Source organism: Streptomyces sp. NPDC054961 (genome assembly GCF_053609145.1).
The window spans coordinates 70,991-91,335 of record NZ_JBSGWY010000029.1 but is presented as its reverse complement, the minus strand read 5'-3'; the positions used below and the strand labels follow the sequence as shown (position 1 = coordinate 91,335).

At 73.9% G+C, this 20,345-nt stretch carries 19 protein-coding genes; 5 read left to right on the top strand and 14 right to left on the bottom strand.

The window, feature by feature from the left end:
- Nucleotides 1-160: 160 nt before the first annotated feature.
- From ACWF9Z_RS24620 to ACWF9Z_RS24585, 8 genes are all read right to left on the bottom strand, one after another.
- Nucleotides 161-1,396 carry a histidine kinase gene (locus tag ACWF9Z_RS24620; protein ID WP_453605233.1) on the bottom strand — a complete coding sequence of 412 codons (1,236 nt, stop codon included), beginning with the start codon at nucleotides 1,394-1,396 and terminating at the stop codon, nucleotides 161-163.
- Nucleotides 1,393-3,219 carry a sodium/solute symporter gene (locus tag ACWF9Z_RS24615; RefSeq protein WP_453605231.1) on the bottom strand — a complete coding sequence of 609 codons (1,827 nt, stop codon included), beginning with the start codon at nucleotides 3,217-3,219 and terminating at the stop codon, nucleotides 1,393-1,395. The genes ACWF9Z_RS24620 and ACWF9Z_RS24615 overlap by 4 nt, the downstream gene beginning before the upstream one ends.
- A 116-nt stretch (nucleotides 3,220-3,335) precedes the next feature.
- The gene (locus ACWF9Z_RS24610) at nucleotides 3,336-3,611 is read right to left on the bottom strand and encodes a hypothetical protein (protein ID WP_356661365.1); all 276 of its coding nucleotides are present in this window, start codon (nucleotides 3,609-3,611) and stop codon (nucleotides 3,336-3,338) included.
- A 270-nt stretch (nucleotides 3,612-3,881) separates the two neighbouring features.
- Entirely contained in the window at nucleotides 3,882-4,697 is an 816-nt protein-coding gene (locus tag ACWF9Z_RS24605; protein WP_453605230.1) for a LytR/AlgR family response regulator transcription factor, read from the bottom strand.
- Nucleotides 4,698-4,894: 197 nt separating this feature from the next.
- Nucleotides 4,895-5,878, bottom strand: coding sequence for an SCO0930 family lipoprotein (locus ACWF9Z_RS24600; RefSeq protein WP_453605264.1), 984 nt, complete (start codon nucleotides 5,876-5,878; stop codon nucleotides 4,895-4,897).
- A gap of 145 nt (nucleotides 5,879-6,023) precedes the next feature.
- Nucleotides 6,024-7,118: a GDSL-type esterase/lipase family protein gene (locus ACWF9Z_RS24595; RefSeq protein WP_453605228.1), complete on the bottom strand. Its 1,095-nt coding sequence runs from the start codon at nucleotides 7,116-7,118 to the stop codon at nucleotides 6,024-6,026.
- Entirely contained in the window at nucleotides 7,115-7,930 is an 816-nt protein-coding gene (locus tag ACWF9Z_RS24590; protein WP_453605227.1) for an SDR family NAD(P)-dependent oxidoreductase, read from the bottom strand. Before ACWF9Z_RS24590 ends, ACWF9Z_RS24595 begins: the two co-directional genes overlap by 4 nt.
- Nucleotides 7,923-9,053: an LLM class flavin-dependent oxidoreductase gene (locus ACWF9Z_RS24585; protein ID WP_453605226.1), complete on the bottom strand. Its 1,131-nt coding sequence runs from the start codon at nucleotides 9,051-9,053 to the stop codon at nucleotides 7,923-7,925. Before ACWF9Z_RS24585 ends, ACWF9Z_RS24590 begins: the two co-directional genes overlap by 8 nt.
- Nucleotides 9,054-9,360: 307 nt before the next feature.
- On the opposite strand from ACWF9Z_RS24585, the gene ACWF9Z_RS24580 reads away from it, so the two are divergent.
- On the top strand, nucleotides 9,361-10,830 hold the full coding sequence (locus ACWF9Z_RS24580) for an amino acid transporter (RefSeq protein WP_453605225.1): 1,470 nt from the start codon (nucleotides 9,361-9,363) through the stop codon (nucleotides 10,828-10,830).
- Between the two features lie 10 nt (nucleotides 10,831-10,840).
- On the top strand, nucleotides 10,841-11,296 hold the full coding sequence (locus ACWF9Z_RS24575) for an Lrp/AsnC family transcriptional regulator (RefSeq protein ID WP_243334460.1): 456 nt from the start codon (nucleotides 10,841-10,843) through the stop codon (nucleotides 11,294-11,296).
- Here the strand turns inward: ACWF9Z_RS24575 and ACWF9Z_RS24570 are convergent.
- Both ACWF9Z_RS24570 and ACWF9Z_RS24565 read right to left on the bottom strand, forming a co-directional pair.
- Entirely contained in the window at nucleotides 11,274-11,687 is a 414-nt protein-coding gene (locus ACWF9Z_RS24570) for a WhiB family transcriptional regulator (protein WP_453605224.1), read from the bottom strand. The genes ACWF9Z_RS24575 and ACWF9Z_RS24570 overlap by 23 nt on opposite strands.
- A 370-nt stretch (nucleotides 11,688-12,057) precedes the next feature.
- On the bottom strand, nucleotides 12,058-12,765 hold the full coding sequence (locus ACWF9Z_RS24565) for a GNAT family N-acetyltransferase (RefSeq protein ID WP_453605222.1): 708 nt from the start codon (nucleotides 12,763-12,765) through the stop codon (nucleotides 12,058-12,060).
- Nucleotides 12,766-13,126: 361 nt separating this feature from the next.
- Here ACWF9Z_RS24565 and ACWF9Z_RS24560 point away from each other — a divergent pair, with 361 nt between their 5' ends.
- From ACWF9Z_RS24560 to ACWF9Z_RS24550, 3 genes are all read left to right on the top strand, one after another.
- Nucleotides 13,127-13,591, top strand: coding sequence for a hypothetical protein (locus ACWF9Z_RS24560; RefSeq protein ID WP_453605221.1), 465 nt, complete (start codon nucleotides 13,127-13,129; stop codon nucleotides 13,589-13,591).
- Nucleotides 13,592-13,768: 177 nt separating this feature from the next.
- Complete coding sequence (locus tag ACWF9Z_RS24555; RefSeq protein WP_453605219.1) at nucleotides 13,769-14,569, top strand: carbon-nitrogen hydrolase family protein; 801 nt, start codon at nucleotides 13,769-13,771, stop codon at nucleotides 14,567-14,569.
- 64 nt (nucleotides 14,570-14,633) lie between these two features.
- On the top strand, nucleotides 14,634-16,331 hold the full coding sequence (locus ACWF9Z_RS24550) for a flavin monoamine oxidase family protein (RefSeq protein ID WP_215031711.1): 1,698 nt from the start codon (nucleotides 14,634-14,636) through the stop codon (nucleotides 16,329-16,331).
- Nucleotides 16,332-16,401: 70 nt separating this feature from the next.
- Here the strand turns inward: ACWF9Z_RS24550 and ACWF9Z_RS24545 are convergent, their stop codons facing one another.
- The 4 genes from ACWF9Z_RS24545 to ACWF9Z_RS24530 all read right to left on the bottom strand — a co-directional run bounded on the left by ACWF9Z_RS24545 (nucleotide 16,402) and on the right by ACWF9Z_RS24530 (nucleotide 20,289).
- The gene (locus ACWF9Z_RS24545) at nucleotides 16,402-16,665 is read right to left on the bottom strand and encodes a hypothetical protein (RefSeq protein ID WP_453605217.1); all 264 of its coding nucleotides are present in this window, start codon (nucleotides 16,663-16,665) and stop codon (nucleotides 16,402-16,404) included.
- A gap of 109 nt (nucleotides 16,666-16,774) precedes the next feature.
- The gene (locus ACWF9Z_RS24540) at nucleotides 16,775-17,425 is read right to left on the bottom strand and encodes a DUF5995 family protein (protein ID WP_453605215.1); all 651 of its coding nucleotides are present in this window, start codon (nucleotides 17,423-17,425) and stop codon (nucleotides 16,775-16,777) included.
- Nucleotides 17,426-17,501: 76 nt separating this feature from the next.
- Nucleotides 17,502-19,013 (bottom strand): uracil-xanthine permease family protein, encoded by a 1,512-nt coding sequence (locus ACWF9Z_RS24535; protein ID WP_453605213.1) that lies wholly within the window; start codon nucleotides 19,011-19,013, stop codon nucleotides 17,502-17,504.
- A 61-nt stretch (nucleotides 19,014-19,074) separates the two neighbouring features.
- A complete protein-coding gene (locus tag ACWF9Z_RS24530; RefSeq protein ID WP_453605211.1) occupies nucleotides 19,075-20,289 on the bottom strand; it encodes an MFS transporter in 1,215 nt (404 codons plus the stop codon).
- Between the last annotated feature and the right edge of the window lie 56 nt (nucleotides 20,290-20,345).

The following is a 20,345-nucleotide window of genomic DNA, read 5'->3' as shown; positions in this document are numbered from 1 at the left end:
CACGCGGGCCGGGGGGCGCCCCCCCGGCGCCCCCCGCGCCCCCCCCCGCCCCCCGGGCGCCCCCCGCCGCCCCCGCCGGCCCCCCCCGGGGGGGGGGGGGCCCCCCCCGGGCGTTCCCGGGCTCCGGCCGGTCTTCCACAGGAAGGGGGCGGGGCACGACTCAGCGGCGGGGGGTCCGGCCGGGCGGGGCCGCACTGTGCACTCCCGCGCGGTATTTGGGAATCCGGACCGTCGTCTTCATGCCCGCGCCGATCCCCGTCTCGATGACGAGCCCGTGGTCGTCCCCGTAGACCTGGCGCAGCCGCTCGTCCACATTGGGCAGCCCGACGCCCGGCGAGGAGCCCGGGTGCTCGCCGGCCAGGATCCGGCGCAGCAGGGCCGGGTCCATCCCGACGCCGTTGTCCTCGATGGTGATCAGCGCCTCCGCGCCCGCGTCCCGGGCCGCGATGGTGATCCGGCACTCCTCGGTGGAGTCCTCCAGCCCGTGCTTGACCGCGTTCTCCACCAGCGGCTGCAGACACAGGAAGGGCAGCGCCACCGGCAGCACCTCCGGAGCCACCTGCAAGGTCAGCTTCAGCCGCTCCCCGAACCGGGCCCCGGCCAGCGCCAGGTACTGCTCGATGGAGCGGAGCTCCTCGGCCAGGGTGGTGAAGTCCCCGTGCCGGCGGAAGGAGTAGCGGGTGAAGTCCGCGAACTCCAGCAGGAGGTCCCGGGCCCGTTCCGGATCGGTGCGCACGAACGAGGCGATCGCGGCGAGGGAGTTGAAGATGAAGTGCGGGGAGATCTGCGCGCGCAGCGCCTTGATCTCCGCCTCCATCAGCCGGGTCCGCGACCGGTCCAGCTCGGACAGCTCCAGCTGTACGGAGACCCAGCGCGCGAGCTCGGTCGCGGCCCGCACCAGGACCGCCGACTCCCGCGAGCCGTAGGCCACCAGCGCGCCCAGCATCCCGTCCTCGCCGGTCAGCGGGGCGACGACCGCCCATTTCAGCGGGCAGTCGGACCGTTCGCACGCGGTCCGTACGCTCTGGCTGCGCCCCGACTCCAGCATCACCGCGACCCGGGCCATCGCGTGGCACTGGTGGTGGTCGGCGCCCGGACCGTCCCAGGCGAGGACGTGCTCGCGGTCGGTGAGGCACAGCGCCTCGGTGCCGAGCAGCGAGCGTAGGCGCTTGGCGGCCTTGCGGGCGGCGTCCTCGGTGAGCCCGGCGCGCAGCGGGGGAGCGGCGAGCGAAGCGGTGTGCAGGGTGTGGAAGGTGGCCCGTTCGACGGGCGTGCCGAGGTCGAGGCCGAGGGCGCGCTCCCCGCGCCGGGCATGGCGGCGGCCGCCCGCCCAGCCGAGGCCCAGCAGCAGCGGGACGCCGGCCGCCGCCAGGATCGAGAGCACCGCTCCGCTCATGGAGCACCGCCCGCGCCGCTACCATCCGCGCCACTGCCGCCCGCGCCGCCGACCTGGCTGCCGACCTGGCCGCGCCGCCGACCGCCCGCGCGGTCTGCCGCGCCACCCTCCGCGCCGCCCGCGACGTCCTCCGGCAGGTGCAGCCGCGCCAGCGTCGCCGCCGTCCCCGCCGGGATCCGCGCGGGCGTGGCCAGCGACACCGCCACCATCGTCACGAACCCCAGCGGCACCGACCACACCGCGGGCCACGCCAGCAGCGTGTTCGCCCAGCCCGCCGGAGCCAGTCCGGCCCGGGTCGCCAGCACCGCGCTCAGCGCCGCCCCGCCTCCCGTCACCAGTCCGGCCACCGCCCCCGGCGGCGTCAGCCCGCGCCACCAGATCCCCAGCACCAGCAGCGGGCAGAACGAGGACGCCGACACCGCGAAGGCCAGCCCCACCGCGTCCGCCGCCGGAACGTCCGCCGCCGCCACGCTCCCGGCCAGCGGAACCAGGATCGCCACGAGCACCGCCGCCCGGAAGCTGCGCACCCCGCGCGAGGGCAGCACGTCCTGGTGCAGCACCCCCGCCACCGCCATCGTCAGCCCCGACGCCGTCGACAGGAACGCGGCGAACGCGCCCCCGGCGAGCAGCGCCCCCAGCAGTTCCCCCGTGAGCCCGCCCACCATCCGGTCCGGCAGCACCAGCAGCGCCGCGTCCGCCTCGCCGGTCAGGGCCAGTTCGGGGGCGTAGATCCGGCCCAGCGCCCCGTACACGGGCGGCAGCAGGTAGAACGCGCCGACCAGCCCCAGCACCACCGACGTGGTGCGCCGGGCCGCCCGTCCGTTCGGGCTCGTGTAGAAGCGGACCGCCACGTGCGGCAGCCCCATGGTCCCGAGGAAGGTGGCCAGGATCAGCCCGTACGTCGCGTACAGCCGCAGCTCCGGCCGGTCCCCGGACAGCGGCTCCGACCAGCTGGACACCCCCGGCCCGGAGTCCGCCGAGGTGCCGGGCACGGGGGAGTCAGGGGCGAAGGCGAGGCGCGCGCGGGCCCGTACGACATGCTGCCCGGCGCCCAGGGTCACGGGCTCCTCCGCGTACGCCCGCCCGTCGATCCGACCGGTCACCGTCACCGTCAACGGCGCGTCCAGGGACAGGCGTACGTCCTCGGCGAGCGTCACGGAGGTGTGGGCGCGCAGGACCGCGGGGGCGTCGAAGGTGGCGCGCGGTGCGCCGTCCCCCACCCAGGCCCCCAGCAGGAAGAACACCGGGACCAGCAGAGCGGTCAGTTTCAGCCAGTACTGGAAGGCCTGTACGAAGGTGATGCTGCGCATCCCGCCGGCCGCCACCGCCACCGTCACCACGCAGGCGACGACCACCCCGCCCACCCAGTGCGGGGCCCCCGTCAGGATCTCCAGCGTCAGTCCCGCACCCTGCAACTGCGGCAGCAGGTACAGCCAGCCGACCCCGAGCACGAACAGCACCGCGATCCGGCGCACCGCCCGCGATTCGAGCCGGGCCTCGGCGAAGTCGGGGAGGGTGTACGCGCCCGAGCGGCGCAGCGGGGCAGCGACCAGGACGAGGAGCACCAGGTACCCCGCCGTGTAGCCCACCGGGTACCAGAGCATCTCCGGGCCCTGGAGCAGCACCAGGCCGGCGACCCCGAGGAAGGAGGCGGCGGACAGGTACTCGCCGCTGATGGCCGCCGCGTTGAGGCGGGGGCCGACCGTGCGCGACGCCACGTAGAAGTCGGAGGTGGTCCGGGATATCCGCAGACCCAGCGAGCCGACCAGCACCGTGGCCAGGACGACGACGGCGACCGCGGTCAGCGCGTACGTCTGGTTCACCGGTCGGTCCTTCGGCTGGGGGCGGGGTCACGGGAGTCTACGCATGCCCCGGGCCGGTCGACAGGCCTTCCCGCGGGCCCTTGCGCGGGCCGCCCCGCCCGCCCGGCCGGATCCCGTCAGTGCGCGGGGTCGCGGTGCTCCACGCAGTCGCGCAGGGCGATTTCGAGCTCCACGTACGATTCCTCCGCGCGCCGGAAGGCCAGCGTCAGCGCCGCCTCGGCCCTCGGCGGCACCTGGCCGCGCGCGCCCTCGTGGGCCTCGTACAGGACGTCGGCCCAGCGCGCGGCCGCGCTGCGCAGGCGGGCCAGCAGGGCCTCGGCCTCGGCCGGGCCGGCCGGACGGGTGCGGGGCAGTCCGGTCAGGGCGTCCAGCAGCGCCTGGATCTCGGACATCTGCTTCCTCCCGGGGCGGAAGATCCACGATACGCGGGGCCGGGCGGGCGGACGGGCCGCCCGGGCGACCCCTGCGGCCGACGGCCGCGGCGGGTCGCCGTAGGCCCCTCCCGGCGCGGTGAACGGCGCGCCCGCGCGCCGGACGGTCATCGCGGCCGGTGCCCGGTGCCCGGTGCCCGGTGCCCGGTGCCCGGCGCGGTGCGGCGCGGTGCGGTGCCCGTGCCCGGTACGCGGCGCTCCGGGTCCTCGCGGGCGCGCCCGTGCCGCGCGTCAGCCCGTCGCCTGGCGCATCAACAGGTCGCGCAGCTCCCGCGCGTGCCGCCGGCTCACCTGGAGTTCGGCCGGCCCGACGCGGACCGTCGTGGTGCCCGCGTCCAGGCGCAGTTCGTCGATGCGGGCCAGCGCCACCAGGTGGCGGCGGTGGATCCGGACGAATCCCCGTGCCGCCCACCGCTCCTCCAGGGTGGCCAGCGGGATGCGCACCAGATGGCTGCCCTCGTCGGTGTGCAGCCGGGCGTAGTCGCCCTGGGCTTCCACGTAGGCGATGTCGGCGATCGCGACGAAGCGGGTGACACCGCCCAGTTCGACGGCGATCTGCTCGGGCGCACGGTCGGCGGCGGCCACGGCGGCGAGCTCGGGGACCGGCCCGCGCGCCGCCGCCCCGGGCGCGTCCGGCGCCACCTGCTCCCCGGGCCGCGCGGCCTGCGCGCAGGCCCGCCGCACGGCCTCGGCCAGCCGTTCCGGGCGTACGGGCTTCAGCACGTAGTCCACGGCCTTGAGGTCGAAGGCCTGTACGGCGAACCCCTCGTGGGCGGTGACGAACACGATCAGCGGCGGCCGCGCGAACCCGGCCAGCAGACGGGCGATGTCCAGCCCGGTCAGCCCGGCCATGTGGATGTCGAGGAAGACCACGTCGATGCCGTCGGGCCCCTCGGGACCGCTCTCCAGTGCCCGGGTGATCCGGCGCAGCGCCCCGGTGGCGTCCGAGGCGCCCTCGGCGCTGCGCACGCGGGGGTCGGAGCGCAACAGGTAGAGGAGCTCCTCGAGGAGGGGCTTCTCGTCGTCGACGGCCAGTACGCGCAGCATGGGGGCGAGTCTAGGTTCCGCTTCGGCGCGGGGAAAAGGTGCGCGGCCCCTGCCCGGGGGGAGGAGAGGCAGAGGCCGCGCGGTCGGGCGGTCCGGGGGTGACGTGCCGTCCGGCGGCGCCGCGCGGGGGCGGGCCGGCACCGGACGGGGCGGGGCGGGCGGCCCGTCACGGGACGGGGCGCCGTCGCCCGGGGGGACTACTGGCCGGTGAGGAGCTTGCCGTCGGGGGCGACGGCGTACCAGGTGCCGCCGACGCCTTGGCCGTTGATGTCGCCGGCCTTCTTGTCGCCGGTGAAGGTGTAGACGGGCCAGCAGTTGACCGTCTGCTGCTTCTTGCCGTCGGGGCGGTCCAGCACCAGGTAGTTCTTCTCGATGATGCCCTTGGCGTCGGACTGGGCCACCGGGGGTACGACCGGCCACTTGGCCACGCAGTCGCCCTCGCACTTGGAGACCATGGGCCAGGCGGTGTCGGGCTTGAACCGGTAGACCGTCATTCCGTTGCCGTCGACGATGTGGTCGCCGAGCTTGGGGTCCTTGGCCACGGTCAGCGCGCTCGCGGCCGGGTTCGCGGCCGGGTTCGCGGCGGGGGCCGGGGCGGCGGCTTTCGCGGCCTTCTTCCCGTCGGGCGCGGCCGCGAACCAGGTGCCGCCGACGCCCTGCCCGTTGGTGTCGCCCGCCTTGGTGTCCTTGCCGTACCGGTACACGGGCCAGCCCGCCACCGTCAGCTGCTTGCTGCCGTCGGTACGGACCACCTCGCCCAGCAGCGCCGGGTCGGTGCCCGCCGAGGCGGTCGCGTCGCCGGCCGCGACCACCGGCCAGGTCTTCTCGCAGTCCCCGTCGCAGTTCGACTTGGAGGGTTTCGCGGTGTCCTTGTCGAAGCGGTACAGGGTGAAGCCCGCGCTGTCGGTGAGGACCGGGCCGAGCTGCTCGTTCTGCGTGACGGCCAGCTGCCCGGCGGGCTTGGCGGCGGTGTCCGAGACGGAGCCGTAGCCGGATCCCGCGCCGGATCCCGAGCCCGAGCCGTACGCGTAGCCGTCACCGCCCGCGGAAGGGCTCGCGGGGGCTACCGCACCGGCGGGCTTGGTGGTGTCGCCCGCGGTGTCGTCCCCGCCGCAGGCGGTCGCGGTGAGTGCGACGGCGACGGCCACGGCCGCCAGGGTGGTTCCGCGCTTGATGCCCATCTTGTTCTCTCCCACGTGTGTGTCCTCGCCTCCACCGCCGCGTCCGTCCGTCCGGGCGTGCGGCGGCGGGTGCGTCGGCAACTGTGCGCAGGACACGCCTCGTCGGAGCCGCTGGGTTCACTTCCTCCGGTGTGGGCTGTTTCACTCACCCCGCGCCGAACCCGGCCCGCCGCATGGCCGTGGCCACAGCGAGGCCGAGCGTCAGGTGTCCGGAGTCGTTGGGGTGCAGACCGTCCGCCAGGTGCTCGGGTCCCAGCAGGTCCCGCCCCGCCAGCAGGGTCAGCCGCGCGTCACCGGCGGCGATCCGGTCCCGGACGGCGCGTTCCATCGCGTCGCGCAGGGCGCCCAGGGTGGCGCCCAGCTTGTTCGGGGTGCGCTCGGCGTCGGGCCGCAGCACGGGGGAGAGGACCAGCAGCGGTGTCCGGGGGTGGCCCTGGCGGACCAGCTCGATGAACGCGCGGGTGTTCTCGTACAGCAGCGGGACCGAAAACGGCACCCGGGACCAGCAGTTGGTGCCGAAGGCGAGGGTGAGGAAGTCGGCGGGGAGCCCCGCGAGCTGCTCGGCGGTGGCCAGTTCCCCGCGGGCGGCGCCCGCGTAGCCGAGGTTGACCGTGTCCCAGCCGAGCGCCCGTCCGGCGACCGCCGGCCAGCCGTGCGCGGGCCGGGTGGACCACCAGCCCTCGGTGATGGAGTCGCCGTGGACCACCCAGCGCGGGGCGGGCGGCGCGGGCGCGACCCGGCCGCCGATCCCGCGGATGCCGAGGATCAGCGGGGACTGCGCCTCGGGCGGATGGACGGTGAACGGGCCGGGGCCGCCCGGCAGCTCGATGCGGACGACGGCCTCCGCCGCCGGCTCGGTGTACAGCTCGCGCACCACGCCGTGCCGGTCCCAGAGGGCGAAGCCGTGCGCGAGGTCCCGCAGGGCGTCGGTGGGTCCGGGCAGCGTCGCCCGGTAGCGGATCTCCACCGCCCGGGCGTCCTGGACGGTGAACTCCAGGCGCACCCCGATGGGCAGGGTGGCCCGCTCGCCGGTGTCCCAGGGCAGCCGCATGGTGTCGGCGGGGTCGGCCCGCACGGGGCGCCCCTCGTCGAGCCAGGCCACGCCGCGCAGGAAGGGGGCCGGGTCCTGCCAGGGCTCGGAGGCCGGTCCCGGCGCGGGCGCCGGTCCGGGGCCGGCGGGTCCGGTGGTGTCGGAGGCGTCGGAGACGCCGGTGGCGTCCTGGGCTCGGTGCGTGCTCATTGCTCGCCTCCGGTCGTCGGATACGGGAACTTCACGCCTACCCCGCCGTCCACCACCAACGTCTGCCCGGTGACGTACGAGGACTGCGGCGAGGCCAGGAAGTACAGCGCGGCCGCGATGTCCGCGGTCTCGGCGACCCGCCCGAGCGGGGCGTTCTCCGCGTTGCGCCGCCGCCCTTCGGCGCCCAGCAGGGCGGCGACCCGCGGCGTCCACACCACGCCCGGTGCCACCGCGTTGACCCGTACCCCGCGCGGGCCCAGTTCGACCGCCGCGGAGCGCACCAATGACATCAGTCCGGCCTTCGCGGCCCCGTACGCGGCGTGCAGCGGGGCGGCCGTGAGCCCGGAGACGGAGGCGACGAAGACCAGCGGGCCGCCCCCGCCGGCCGCGACGGCCTCGCCGCCGTACTGGACGGCCAGCCAGGCGTGGCGCAGCACCAGGTCGAAGTGCCAGTCCCAGCCGGCGTCGTCCAGCTCGGGCAGCGCCGCGTACCGGGCCATCCCGACGATGTCGACCACCCCGCCGACCGGGCGGCCGCCGAGCAGCAGCGGGGCCTCGGCGAAGAGCTCCCGGACGGGGCCGCGGCGCGTGACGTCGGCGGCGTACGGGATCCCCCCGGTCTCGGCGGCCACCGCCCGGGCCCGGGCCTCGTCCACGTCCACGCACAGCACCCGGGCGCCGCCGGCGGCCAGGGCGTGCGCGGTCTGGCGGCCGATGCCGTTGCCCGCGCCGAGCAGGACGAATCCGTGGCCGTCGAGGCGGTGCAGCGCGCCGTAGTCGGGCACGGGGGAGGTGTCGGAGGGCTCAGTCACCGGCCGGCTCCCGCCGCGGGCGGTAGCGGGCCAGCTCGGGGATGACCTCCCGGCCCAGGATCTCCAGCGTCCGCAGGATCTCCCGGTGCTCGAGGTATCCCCACTGGACGTAGCAGATGAGCTGGTCGACGCCGAGGTCCGCGTACCGCTTGGCCTTGGCGACGATCGTCTCCGCGTCCCCGATGAGGATCATGTCCCCGTCGCTGAACTCCCTTACGGGTACGTGCCCTTCGAGGATGGGCGTGAGCAGCGGGAAGGTCCGTTCGCGCTCCTCGGGGTCCAGGTGCGGCAGCTCCCACTCCAGGGTGAACCGCGCGAGGTTCGCGTACCACCAGGCCACCGACTCCCACACGTGGGCGCCGGGCTCGGTGCGCGGCGCGGTCGCGTGGACGAGGGTGTAGGCGGCGACCCGGTCGGTCGTGACGTCGGTGAGCGGGCGCGGGGTGGCCGCGGCCGTCCGGTACGCGGCCACCTGGCGGGCCATCGCCTCCAGCGGCTGCATGATCGAGAAGGAGAGCAGTCCGAGGCCGTGCGCCCCGGCGACCTCGGCCGAGCCGGGGGAGGTGGCCGCCATCCAGGCGGGCGGGTGGGGATCCTGCACCGGCTTGGGGGTGACCATGCGGCGCGGGAAGCGGAAACGGTCCGACGCGTAGGAGAAGTACTCCTCGCGCCACATTCCGGTCACGATCTCGATGGCCTCGCGCCAGTCGTCCCGGGACTTCTCCCGGTCCACCCCGAAGGCCGTCTGCTCCATGGGCGTGGAGCGGCCGGTGCCCCATTCCACCCGGCCGCCGGAGAGCACGTCGACGGTGGCCACCTTCTCCGCGATGCGCTGGGGCGGGGTGAAGGCGAAGGGGGTCAGGGTCACGCCGAAGCCGAGCCTGATCCGCTCGGTGAGTCCGGCCAGGTGTCCGAGGAGGACCTCGGGGGCCGGGCAGTGCGAGCGGCCCTCGCGGAAGTGGTGCTCGACCGCCCAGACGGTGCGAAAACCCATCCGGTCGGCGAGCCGGATCTGCTCCACCGCCTCCCGGTAGGCGCGCTGCTCGGCGGCCCGCTGGCCGTGCGGATGGGGTCCCCGCCAGGGCCGCGGCACGTCGATCTCGTAGAGCACGTCCAGATCCATGGCGGCACGCTGCGACAGATCTGACGAAGTGTCAATCATCGGGGGTCGAGGAGGGCTGCGCAGCGATCGATCATCCCTACGCAACAAAGGACCATCCAGGACAGATCCGCGCAACGATCGTCCGCCAATGTGCAAGGATGGTGCATTACGGGCGGTATCACTCAGCTCGTAGGCTCACTCGCTGTACGTGGAGTGGCGAGGACCGCCTGCTCGGCGGTCCCCCATGCCCAGGCCTTCGGCCTGTCCTGCTCCGGATCGCTGCGGTCGACGCCTGACACCCCACCCGCAGTGACAAAGGAGTCCCCTCGTGCTCGACCACGGCCAGGCGCCACCGCTCACCTCCGAGCCCCGCAAGCCTGCCCACCCCCTGCTCCGCCGCAAGCCGGTCGAGCAGCTCGTCGCCGAGGGCGGCCAGGGTGAGGGCGGCTCGCTGCGCCGCTCGCTCACCATGTGGCAGCTGACCATGATCAGCATCGGTGCCACCCTGGGCACCGGCATCTTCGTCGTCCTCGGCACCGCGGCCCCCAAGGCCGGCCCCGCCGTGACGATCTCCTTCGTCATCGCGGGCCTGACCGCCCTGTTCTCGGCGCTCTCCTACGCGGAGCTGGCCGGATCGGTCCCGGTCTCCGGGTCCTCGTACTCGTACTCCTACGCCACCATGGGCGAGCTCATCGCCTGGATCTGCGGCTGGTGCCTGGTCCTGGAGTACGGCGTGTCCGTCGCGGCGGTCGCCGTCGGCTGGGGCGAGTACCTCAACGAACTGCTCGACGGCACCATAGGCATCACGATCCCCGACGCGGTCTCGCACCCGGCGGGCGACGGCGGCTTCATCAACTTGCCCGCCCTGGTCGTCGTCCTGCTCGCCATGGTCTTCCTGATGCGCGGCGCCAAGGAGAGCGCCCGGATCAACTCGATCATGGTCGGCGTCAAGATCGTCACCCTGCTGCTCTTCATCGGCATCGGCTTCATGGGGATCAAGGCCGGAAACTACGCCCCCCTCGCGCCGCTCGGCATCACCGGCATCAGCGCCGGCGCCGCCACCCTCTTCTTCTCGTACATCGGCTTCGACGCCGCCTCCACCGCCGGTGAAGAGGCCAAGAACCCCAAGCGCGACCTGCCCCGGGCGATCATGCTCTCCCTGCTGATCGTCACCGTGCTGTACGTCCTCGTCGCGTTCGTCGCCGTGGGCGCCATGCCGTGGCAGGACTTCGAGGGCACCGAGGCCGCGCTCGCGCAGATCATGACCGACGTCTCCGGCCACACCTTCTGGGGTGTCGTCCTGGCCGCCGGCGCCGTCGTCGCCATCGCGTCCGTGGTCTTCGCCGTGCTCTACGGCCAGACCCGCATCCTCTTCGCCATGTCCCGCGACGGCCTCGTCCCCAAGGTGTTCGCCAAGGTCGACGCGAAGAGCGGCGCCCCGCGCGCCAACGTGGTGATCGTCTCCCTCTTCTGCGGAGTCCTCGCCGCCTTCATCCCGCTGGGCAAGCTCGCCGACGCCACCAGCATCGGCACCCTCTTCGCCTTCGGTCTCGTCAACGTCGCCGTCGTCATCCTGCGCCGCACCCGACCGGACATGCCGCGCACCTTCAAGGTGGCGCTGTTCCCCGTCACGCCGATCCTCGGCCTCATCGCGTGCGCCTACATGATGTTCAGCCTGGACACCGCCACCTGGATCGTCTTCGGTGGCTGGATGGCCGTCGGGCTCGTGATCTACTTCCTCTACGGCATCCGCCGCTCCCGACTGGCCGCAGCAGAACCGGCCGCAGCAGAGAAGTGATCCACGCGCAGTGCGACTGAACGATCTCGACGAACGCATCGTGCATGCCCTCGCCAAGGATGCGCGCCGCTCCTTCGCGGACATCGGCTCCGAGGTCGGACTCTCGGCCCCCGCCGTCAAGCGGCGTGTGGACCGGCTGCGCGCCGAAGGAGCCATCACCGGCTTCACCGTCCGCGTGGACCCCGCCTCGATGGGCTGGGAGACCGAGGGCTTCATCGAGATGTACTGCCGCCACAACACCTCGCCGGACGACATCCGGCGGGGCCTGGAGCGCTACCCCGAGGTGGTGTCCGCGTCGACCGTCACCGGCGACGCGGACGCCCTCGTCCAGATCTTCGCCTCCGACATGCGCCACTTCGAGCGCGTCCTGGAACGGATCGCGGGCGAGCCCTTCGTGGAGCGCACCAAGTCGGTGCTCGTCCTCTCCCCGCTGCTCCGCCGCTTCACCTCGGGCGCCCCGGCGTAGTGGACCTGTCGGGCCGGGTCGTCCCGCCCGGACCCTTGGGCGCGGCCGCGGCGCTCCTCCTGCGGGAGGGGCGCGGCAGTGCGCGGCGCTCCTCCTCGGTCTTGCCGCCCCACACCCCGAACGGTTCGCGCGTGCGCAGGGCGTGCTCCAGGCACGCCTCGCGCACCGGGCACGCGGCGCAGACGCGCTTCGCGGCCGCGTCGCGCTCCTCCCGGTCCTCGCCCCGTTCTCCGGCGGGGTGGAAGAACCGGTTCGAGCCCAGTTCGCGGCAGGCCGCCTGCGACTGCCACTCCCAGTGGTGGACGGCGGAGCCGGGCAGCCGGGTCACGTCCGGCGTGGGAATCCGGGAAGACGCGGGTGTCGTGTCGGTCCTGGAGGCGCTGCGGGACATGGCGGTTCCTTTCGCGATGCGGTCGCCGGATGCTTGTCACGCGTCTGACCGCACCGCGCCGGGCCAAACCCTCGCGGGTGAAACCCCTTCCTGCGCAAGCCGGTTGGCCGCCGGCAGCCCCGGCTCCGTCCTCCGGGGCACCCTCTCCGGGTACCCCCTTCGAGTGACCCCCACCGGGTATCCCCACCGGGTATCCCCACCGGGTATCCCCTCCGGGCCCCTCTCCGGCCTCGGGCGGCCGCCCCGCCCCGGACGGGGCCGTCTCTTTCGGGTCGTGCCGGGCCCGCGTGCCCCGCTGCCGGCTCGGCGGCGCCACCCGGGCGCCACCCGGGCGGCGACCGGCGCCGCGACGGCCGCGCTGCCCCCCGTGTCAGCCCTTCGTGTCGGGGGTGCGGAGGCCGATGAAGAGCGGTTCCCGGCGCAGGGTGAACCCCATGGCCTCGTAGAGCCCGATCGCCGAGGTGTTCTGCGCGGCCGCGTGCAGGAAGGGACTGTCCCCTCGTTCCTCCACGGCGTTCACCACCGCGCGGATCAGCCGCCCGGCCAGCCCCTTGCCGCGGTGGTCGGGGTGCGTGCACACCGCGCTGATCTCCGACCAGCCCGGCGGGCGCATCCGCTCGCCCGCCATCGCGACGAGCCGGCCGCCGCTGCGGATCCCCAGGTACGTGCCCAGCTCGACGGTGCGCTCCGAGAAGGGGCCGGGCTTGGCCAGTGCGACCAGCTCCAGCATCTCCGGCACGTCCTCGGCGCCCAGCCGGACCGCCTCCGGCTCCTCCTCGCCCCGCACCGGCCGGCCGTCCAGCTGCACGCCCGGCAGCGACAGCAGGGTCTGCCAGCCGGGCGGCGGGGTCAGCAGCCCGGTCACCCAGACCTCCTCGCCGGGCCCGGTGAGCGCGGCCAGATCGGCCCAGGCGTGCGGGTCCTCGGGGTCGCAGAGCGCGGCGAACGGGGACACGGATCCCGGATAGCGGGCGGCGAGCCCGGCGGGCCCGGTCTCGGCGAAGCCCCGGTGCGGGCCGTCGAGCGCCGCCCAGACGGGATTGTCGAGGACGGAACCGGGCCGGGACTGGGCGGACATGGCGGATCTTCCTTCTTCCGGCGCGGGCACTCTTGACGGCCCCGAGCGGCGGGACGAGACTGCGCTCGTCAGCCTAACGGGGGCCGCGGACACGAGGGGGACCCGGTGGATCAGCGCACGACGCCACCCGCTCCCCTCCGCCGCTCCTGGCTCACCCGCCGCCTGCACATCGATCTCCTGCGCGTCTGCAGCGCCTCCGCCCCGGCCGCCTGAAGCCGGCCGCGCACGCGCCACCGGCCCGGTACGCGCCTTCGGCTCCGTAGGCCTTCGGCCCCGTACGCCCTCGGGCCCCTCAGCCCCTGGGGCCCGTACGGCGGCGACAGACGCACGTCTCCGCACACCGACAGCAGGAGAGGCTCCCATGTCCCACACCCATGTCCAGATCCCGGCCCAGACCCCGGCCCAGCCCCGGTCGCAGCCGCCCCGGCCCCAGGCCCAGCCTCGATCGCAGTCCGGGCCCCGGGCCCGGCAGGAGGGGTCCCTGCGCGGGCGGATCGGGGCCGGGTTCTCGCCCGTCCCGCACCGGTACCGGCTCTATCTCGCCGCCGACGACTGTCCGAGCTGCCTCGGGGTCGCCGCCGCGCTCACCGGCCTCGGCCTCCGGGACGCCGTCGCCGTGACCGTCCTGCGCCCGGGCCGCGACACCGCGGGGCACGACGCCCTCCGCCGCGCCTACGAGGCCGCCGGACACCGCGACGGCGGTACGCTCGCGGTTCCCGCCCTCTGCGACGGCTGGAGCGGCCGGGTGGTGTCCAACCACACCCCGGACATCCTCGAGGACCTGCGCCGCCTCAGCGCACACCCGGCCTTCCACGAGGCCCCGTGACCACCCCGGACCGGCTCATCGGACCGCCCGGCGGGTCTCCGCGCAACGAATCGCCGCCCGGACCCCGCAATACGCAACGAATCGATGCGCGGAGCGCAACGCTCACGGCTTGTCCCGGTCGAACGCGCGAACGTACCGTTTGAGGACCCCCACCCCTCCTGCCCCAGAGGTACGCCCATGCCCCCGCTGCGCACCGCACTCCTCCAGAGCTCCGGACGGCTCGGCGACACCGCCGACAACCTGAAGGCGCTCGACGAGGCCGCGGCGCGTGCCGCGCAGGCGCGGGCCGGGCTCCTCGTGACCTCGGAGATGTTCCTGACCGGCTACGCGCTGGAGATCGAGGACATCGCCCGGCTCGCGGAACCGGCGGACGGCATGTCCGCGCGTGCCATCGGCGAGATCGCCCGCCGCCACGGGGTGGCCGTGCTCTACGGCTACCCCGAGCGCGACGGGGAGACGGTGTACAACGCGGCGCAGCTCATCGGCCCCGACGGCGCCCGGCTCGCGAACTACCGCAAGACCCATCTCTTCGGCTGCTTCGAACAGGACGCCTTCACCCCCGGCGACACCCCCGTCGTCCAGGCGGACCTGAACGGTCTCCGCATCGGCATCATGATCTGCTACGACGTGGAGTTCCCCGAGAACGTCCGGGCGCACGCGCTCGCCGGCACCGACCTCCTCCTGGTGCCGACCGCGCAGATGCACCCGTTCCAGTTCGTCGCCGAACAGCTCGTCCCCGTACGGGCCTTCGAGAACCAGATGTACATCGCGTATGTCAACCGCACCGGCCCGGAAGGCGAGTTCGAGTTCGTCGGCCTCAGCTGCCTGGCGAGCCCCGACGGGGTCACCCGGACCCGCGCCGGACGCGGCGAGGAGCTCGTGCTCGGCGAGGCCGACCCCGAGCTGCTGCGCGCCTCGCGCGAGACGAACCCGTACCTGCGCGACCGGCGGCCCGGCCTGTACGCCTCCCTCGCCTGACCGCGGTCCCGCGCGCCGCCGCCTGCCCCTCCCCCCTGCCCCACCCCGCTAGGAGCCGTACCCCATGACGTCCACGGTGCCCACCACCGCCGTCCCGCACAGCGACGGCCAGCCCCCGATCACCATGTTCGGGCCGGACTTCCCGTACGCGTACGACGACTTCCTCGCCCACCCGGCGGGCCTGGGGCAGATACCGGCGACCGAGCACGGCACCGAGGTCGCCGTCATCGGCGGCGGGCTGTCCGGCATCATCTCCGCCTACGAGCTGATGAAGATGGGCCTCAAGCCCGTCGTCTACGAGGCCGACCAGATCGGCGGCCGGCTGCGCACGGTGGGCTTCGAGGGCACCGGCACGGACGAACTGACGGCTGAGATGGGCGCGATGCGCTTCCCGCCGTCCTCCACGGCGCTCCAGCACTACATCGACCTCGTGGGCCTGGTCACCGAGCCCTTCCCGAACCCGCTCTCCCCGGCCACCCCCTCCACCGTGGTGGACCTCAAGGGCGAGTCGCACTACGCCGAGACCATCGCTGACCTCCCGCAGATCTACCGCGACGTCGCCGCCGCGTGGAACGACTGCCTCGACGAGGGCGCCGACTTCTCCGACATGAACACCGCGATGCGCGAGCGGGACGTCCCGCGCATCCGCGAGATCTGGGCGAAGCTGGTCGAGAAGCTCGACAACCAGACCTTCTACGGGTTCCTCTGCGAGTCGGAGGCCTTCAAGTCCTTCCGCAAGCGCGAGATCTTCGGCCAGGTCGGCTTCGGCACGGGCGGCTGGGACACCGACTTCCCGAACTCGATCCTGGAGATCCTCCGCGTCGTCTACACCGAGGCGGACGACCACCACCAGGGCATCGTGGGCGGCTCGCAGCAGCTTCCGCTGCGCATGTGGGACCGTGAGCCGGAGAAGATCGTCCACTGGGCGCAGGGCACCTCGCTCTCCTCCCTGCACGGCGGCACCCCCCGCCCGGCGGTGACCCGCCTGCACCGCACCGCGGGCAACCGCATCACGGTCACGGACGCCTCGGGCGACATCCGCACGTACCGCGCGGCGATCTTCACCGCCCAGTCGTGGCTGCTCCTGTCCAAGATCGCGTGCGACGACTCGCTCTTCCCGATCGACCACTGGACGGCGATGGAGCGCACCCACTACATGGAGTCGTCCAAGCTGTTCATCCCGGTCGACCGCCCGTTCTGGCTGGACAAGGACGAGGAGACGGGCCGCGACGTCATGTCGATGACCCTGACCGACCGCATGACCCGCGGCACGTACCTCCTGGACAACGGCCCGGACAAGCCCGCCGTCATCTGCCTCTCGTACACGTGGTGCGACGACAGCCTGAAGTGGCTGCCGCTGTCCGCGAACGAGCGGATGGAGGTCATGCTGAAGTCCCTCGGCGAGATCTACCCGAAGGTCGACATCCGCCGCCACATCATCGGCAACCCGGTGACCGTGTCGTGGGAGAACGAGCCGTACTTCATGGGCGCGTTCAAGGCCAACCTGCCGGGTCACTACCGCTACCAGCGGCGCCTGTTCACGCACTTCATGCAGGACCGCCTCCCCGAGGACAAGCGCGGCATCTTCCTCGCGGGCGACGACATCTCCTGGACGGCCGGCTGGGCGGAGGGCGCGGTCCAGACGGCGCTGAACGCCGTCTGGGGCGTCATGCACCACTTCGGCGGCTCCACGGACGCCACCAACCCGGGCCCGGGCGACGTCTACGACGACATCGCCCCGGTCGAACTCCCGGAGGACTGACCTCCCCGGCCCCGCCGGTCCCCCTGATCCGGGCCGTCTTCGCGTGCGCGAGCGCGGAGACGGCCCGTTCTCATGCCTCCGGGCAGCGCGTCCAGATCAGGTGCTCGCGACGGCGGAAGGCGGCGCGCACCTCGGTGCGCTCCCGCACGTCGAGCGGCTGCGGCGGCCTCCGGTCCAGGCCGAGGCCGCACCGCGCGCACAGGGTGTGGACCCCGTACCCGTCGCGGTCCCCTTCCACCGTCCCCCGGTCGGCCGCGCACACGGGACACGCGCCGTCCCGCTCCTGGCGGCCGTCGGCGTCCGGCCGGAGCCGCATCACCGCGGGCCTGCGCACCCCGGCCGGCGGTAGGGCGCGCGCGTGGTGTCGTGCACCCTGAGCCGGTGCGTGGCGAAGCTGGTCACCGCCCAAGGCTAGTGCCGCCGTCCCGGGCCGCACCGGGGTTTCAGCCCGTGGGGGTCAGGAGGCAGCGGCCCACGAGGCCGACGCCCGCGTCGAGGGAGTCGGTGAACTCCTCCGCCAGGTCGGGGGAGCGGCGCAGGGACCACAGGAGGCGGGACGCCGCCCATGCGCCCGACCGGGCCCGCTCCAGGCTCCACGCGCCGAGCAGGTGCGTCAGCGGATCCGCGACCTCCAGCAGGTCCGGACCCGGCATCAGGTCCTCCCGGATCTGCTCCTCCAGGGAGACCAGCGTGTCCCCGACCCGGTCGAAGTCCGCTTCGAGCGCGTCCGGCTCGCAGTCCAGGGACCGGCACGTGGCGACCACCGCCAGTGCCAGGTCGTGGCCGATGTGCGCGTTGATCCCGGCGAGCGCGTGCTGCAGCGGCCGGACCCCCGGGTGGCGGCGGTACTGGAGCAGCGGCCGCCAGCACGCCGGTGCCCGCTCCGCCTCCACCGCCGTCAGATAGCGCTCGGCGAAGCGGACGCTGAGCGTCTCCGCCCGGCGCGGCGAGGGGAACGCCCCGCGGGAGATCCGTTCGTGCAGCGTCTGCGTGACCGTGAGGTACACCCGGTTGAAGACGGCGACGCCGTCCCGCTCGGGGAGCCGCTCGTCCAGGGCGCGCATCCGCGCCAGCACCGCTTCCATGGGGGCCATGGGAGGCAGCGTCGCAGCCGCGGGCCGGGATCAGGGGAACTTGGCCGTGCGCTTCGCCGGTTCGGGCGAAACAACGTCAACCCCGCTTGTCCCCGGAGTTCCCGGCGGCGTCCGCAGCGCTCCCGCCGCCCGCTTCGTCCGACGCCGCCGCCCTCGCCGCCTCGTCGTACGCCGCCTCGTCGTACGCCGCCTCGTCGTACGCCGCCTCGTCGTACGCCGCCTCGTCGTACGTCGACGTCCCCGAGTCCAGCAGGGGGTCCTGCTCCTTCATGTGCGCCGGCGCGAAGTACCGCAGCGTGTGGTAGCCGGTGATGACGACGATGGTGCCGAGCGCGATCCCGCCCAGCTCGAAGCTGTCGGTGATGTGCAGCGTGACGCCGCCCACGCCGATGATGATGCCCGCCGCGGCCGGCACCAGGTTCAGCGGATTGCGCAGGTCCACCCGCCCGCTGATCCAGATCTGCGCGCCGAGCAGGCCGATCATGCCGTACAGGATCACGGTGATCCCGCCCAGCACCCCGCCGGGGATCGCGGCGACGACCGCTCCGAACTTCGGGCACAGGCCGAAGAGGAGCGCGAAGCCGGCAGCCGCCCAGTAGGCCGCGGTCGAGTACACCCGGGTCGCCGCCATGACGCCGATGTTCTCGGAGTACGTGGTGTTCGGCGGGCCGCCCAGCCCCGTGGAGAGCATCGACGCGGCGCCGTCGGCCGCGATGGCCGTGCCGAGCTTGTCGTCGAGGGGGTCGCCGGTCATCTCCCCGACGGCCTTGATGTGCCCGGCGTTCTCCGCGATCAGCGCGATGACGACGGGCAGCGCGATCAGGATCGCGGACCATTCGAACTGCGGCGCGTGGAAGCTCGGCAGGCCGATCCAGTCGGCCTGGGCGACCCCGGACAGGTCGAGCCGCCAATGGTCGACGGCGTCCGGCCCGCCCGTCGTGGAGTGGATCTTGCCGAAGACCAGGTCGAAGACCCAGGAGACGGCGTACCCGAAGACCAGGCCGAGGAAGATCGCGATGCGCGACCAGAAGCCCCGCAGGCACACCACGGCGAGTCCGGTGACCAGCATGGTCAGCAACGCCGTCCACTGGTCCTGCGGCCAGTACGTGGACGCCGTCACCGGCGCGAGGTTGAAGCCGATCAGCATCACGACCGCGCCCGTCACCACCGGCGGCATCGCCGCGTGGATGATCCGCGCCCCGAACCGCTGCACGGCCAGCCCGGCCAGGAACAGCACCCCGCCGACCACGAAGACCGCGCCCGTGACGACCGCGCTGTCCCCGCCGCCCGCCCGGATCGCCGCCGCGACGCCCACGAACGCCAGCGAGCAGCCCAGGTAGGAGGGGATCCGGCCGCGCGTCGCGAGCAGGAAGATGACGGTGGCGACACCGGACATCATGATGGCGAGGTTCGGGTCCAGGCCCATCAGGACCGGCGCGACGAAACTCGCTCCGAACATCGCCACGACGTGCTGGGCGCCCAGTCCGGCGGTCCGCGGCCACGTCAGCCGCTCGTCCGGCCGCACCACCGCGCCGGGAGCGGGCGTCCGCCCGTCTCCGTGCAGGGTCCAGCCCACGCCGAAGCCCATCTTCCACCACTTCCGTCGGTCGGTCCGGTCACGCTACGAGGCCGGGAGGCCAGGCGATACTTTACGGCCGGACAGCGGCGGGTTCGTCCCGGTCTGCGTCCGAGGCCCCCGCCGCCACCGGCCGCTGCCGCAGCACGGTCGCCCCCAGGATCAGGGCGAAGGCCAGCAGCGTGACCAGCCCGAACGACACCACCAGCGAGGTCGCGTCGGCCACGGCGCCGATCGCCGACGGGGCGATCAGCCCCGAGGTGTACGTGATCGTCGCGACGCCGGCGATGGCCTGCGCCGGGGCGGGCCCGCTGCGCGCGGCCGCCGCGAAGGCCAGCGGGACCACCACCGCGATGCCCAGCCCGATCAGCCCGAAACCGGCCAGGGCCCCGGCCGGGTGCCGGACCGTCACCACGAGCAGCCCGCCCGCGGTGGCCAGCGCGCCTCCCGCGCGGACCGTCCGTACCGCGCCGAACCGGTCCACGACCCTGTCCCCGGCCAGCCGGGCCAGGGCCATGGTGAGGGCGAAGGCGGTGGTGGAGGCGGCGGCGAGGCCCGCGTCCGTGTCGAGCACGTCCCGCAGGTACACCGCGGACCAGTCCATGCTCGCGCCCTCCGCGAAGACCGCGCAGAAGCCGATCCCCCCGATGAACAGCGCGGACCTGGGGGGCAGCCCGAAGTGCGGCGGAGCCTCCCCGCCGGTGTCGGTGCGCAGGTCCAGGACGCCCCGTACGGCGACCAGCCCGGCCGCGGTCAGCGCGAGCGCGGCGATCAGGTGGTGGAGGCGGGCGTCGGCGCCGGTGTGCGCGGCCAGGGTGCCCACGGCCGAGCCGAGCAGGGCGCCCACGCTCCACATGCCGTGCAGCGAGGACATGATGGAGCGTTTCAGCCGGTTCTCGGTCTCCACGCCCAGCGCGTTCATCGCGACGTCCGCCATGCCGGCGGTGGCCCCGTAGACGAAGAGCGCGAAGCAGAGCGTCACGAGGTTCGGGGCCAGGCTCGGGAGGGCGAGGGAGAGCGTCCACAGGGCCAGCAGCACCCGCAGGGCGGCGCGGGCGCCGAGCCGGTGGTTGATCCTCCCGGCCAGCGGCATCGCCAGCGCGGCGCCGAGGGCGGGGAAGGCGAGGGCCAGTCCCAAGGTGCCCGCGCTGAGGTGGGCGTGGTCCTGGATCCAGGGGATGCGGGTGGCGAAGGAGCCGGTGACCGCGCCGTGGGCGCAGAAGACGGCGGCGATGGCGAAGCGGGCATGGCGCAGTCGCGCCGGGCTGTGGTCGGTTTCCCCGGTCATGACCCGTAAACTATCAGGGACCCTGCCTGATAGTTAGACCCGGGGAACTCATAGGA

Bases quoted from the DNA above. Each gene is read 5' to 3' on its own strand.
- ACWF9Z_RS24555 (WP_453605219.1), top strand. From the start codon at position 13,769: ATGCCCCCGCTGCGCACCGCACTCCTCCAGAGCTCCGGACGGCTCGGC.
- ACWF9Z_RS24565 (WP_453605222.1), bottom strand. From the start codon at position 12,765: ATGTCCGCCCAGTCCCGGCCCGGTTCCGTCCTCGACAATCCCGTCTGG.
- ACWF9Z_RS24550 (WP_215031711.1), top strand. From the start codon at position 14,634: ATGACGTCCACGGTGCCCACCACCGCCGTCCCGCACAGCGACGGCCAG.
- ACWF9Z_RS24530 (WP_453605211.1), bottom strand. From the start codon at position 20,289: ATGACCGGGGAAACCGACCACAGCCCGGCGCGACTGCGCCATGCCCGC.
- ACWF9Z_RS24600 (WP_453605264.1), bottom strand. From the start codon at position 5,878: ATGGGCATCAAGCGCGGAACCACCCTGGCGGCCGTGGCCGTCGCCGTC.
- ACWF9Z_RS24605 (WP_453605230.1), bottom strand. From the start codon at position 4,697: ATGCTGCGCGTACTGGCCGTCGACGACGAGAAGCCCCTCCTCGAGGAG.
- ACWF9Z_RS24570 (WP_453605224.1), bottom strand. From the start codon at position 11,687: ATGTCCCGCAGCGCCTCCAGGACCGACACGACACCCGCGTCTTCCCGG.
- ACWF9Z_RS24540 (WP_453605215.1), bottom strand. From the start codon at position 17,425: ATGGCCCCCATGGAAGCGGTGCTGGCGCGGATGCGCGCCCTGGACGAG.
- ACWF9Z_RS24535 (WP_453605213.1), bottom strand. From the start codon at position 19,013: ATGGGCTTCGGCGTGGGCTGGACCCTGCACGGAGACGGGCGGACGCCC.
- ACWF9Z_RS24610 (WP_356661365.1), bottom strand. From the start codon at position 3,611: ATGTCCGAGATCCAGGCGCTGCTGGACGCCCTGACCGGACTGCCCCGC.
- ACWF9Z_RS24595 (WP_453605228.1), bottom strand. From the start codon at position 7,118: ATGAGCACGCACCGAGCCCAGGACGCCACCGGCGTCTCCGACGCCTCC.
- ACWF9Z_RS24620 (WP_453605233.1), bottom strand. From the start codon at position 1,396: ATGAGCGGAGCGGTGCTCTCGATCCTGGCGGCGGCCGGCGTCCCGCTG.
- ACWF9Z_RS24585 (WP_453605226.1), bottom strand. From the start codon at position 9,053: ATGGATCTGGACGTGCTCTACGAGATCGACGTGCCGCGGCCCTGGCGG.
- ACWF9Z_RS24560 (WP_453605221.1), top strand. From the start codon at position 13,127: ATGTCCCACACCCATGTCCAGATCCCGGCCCAGACCCCGGCCCAGCCC.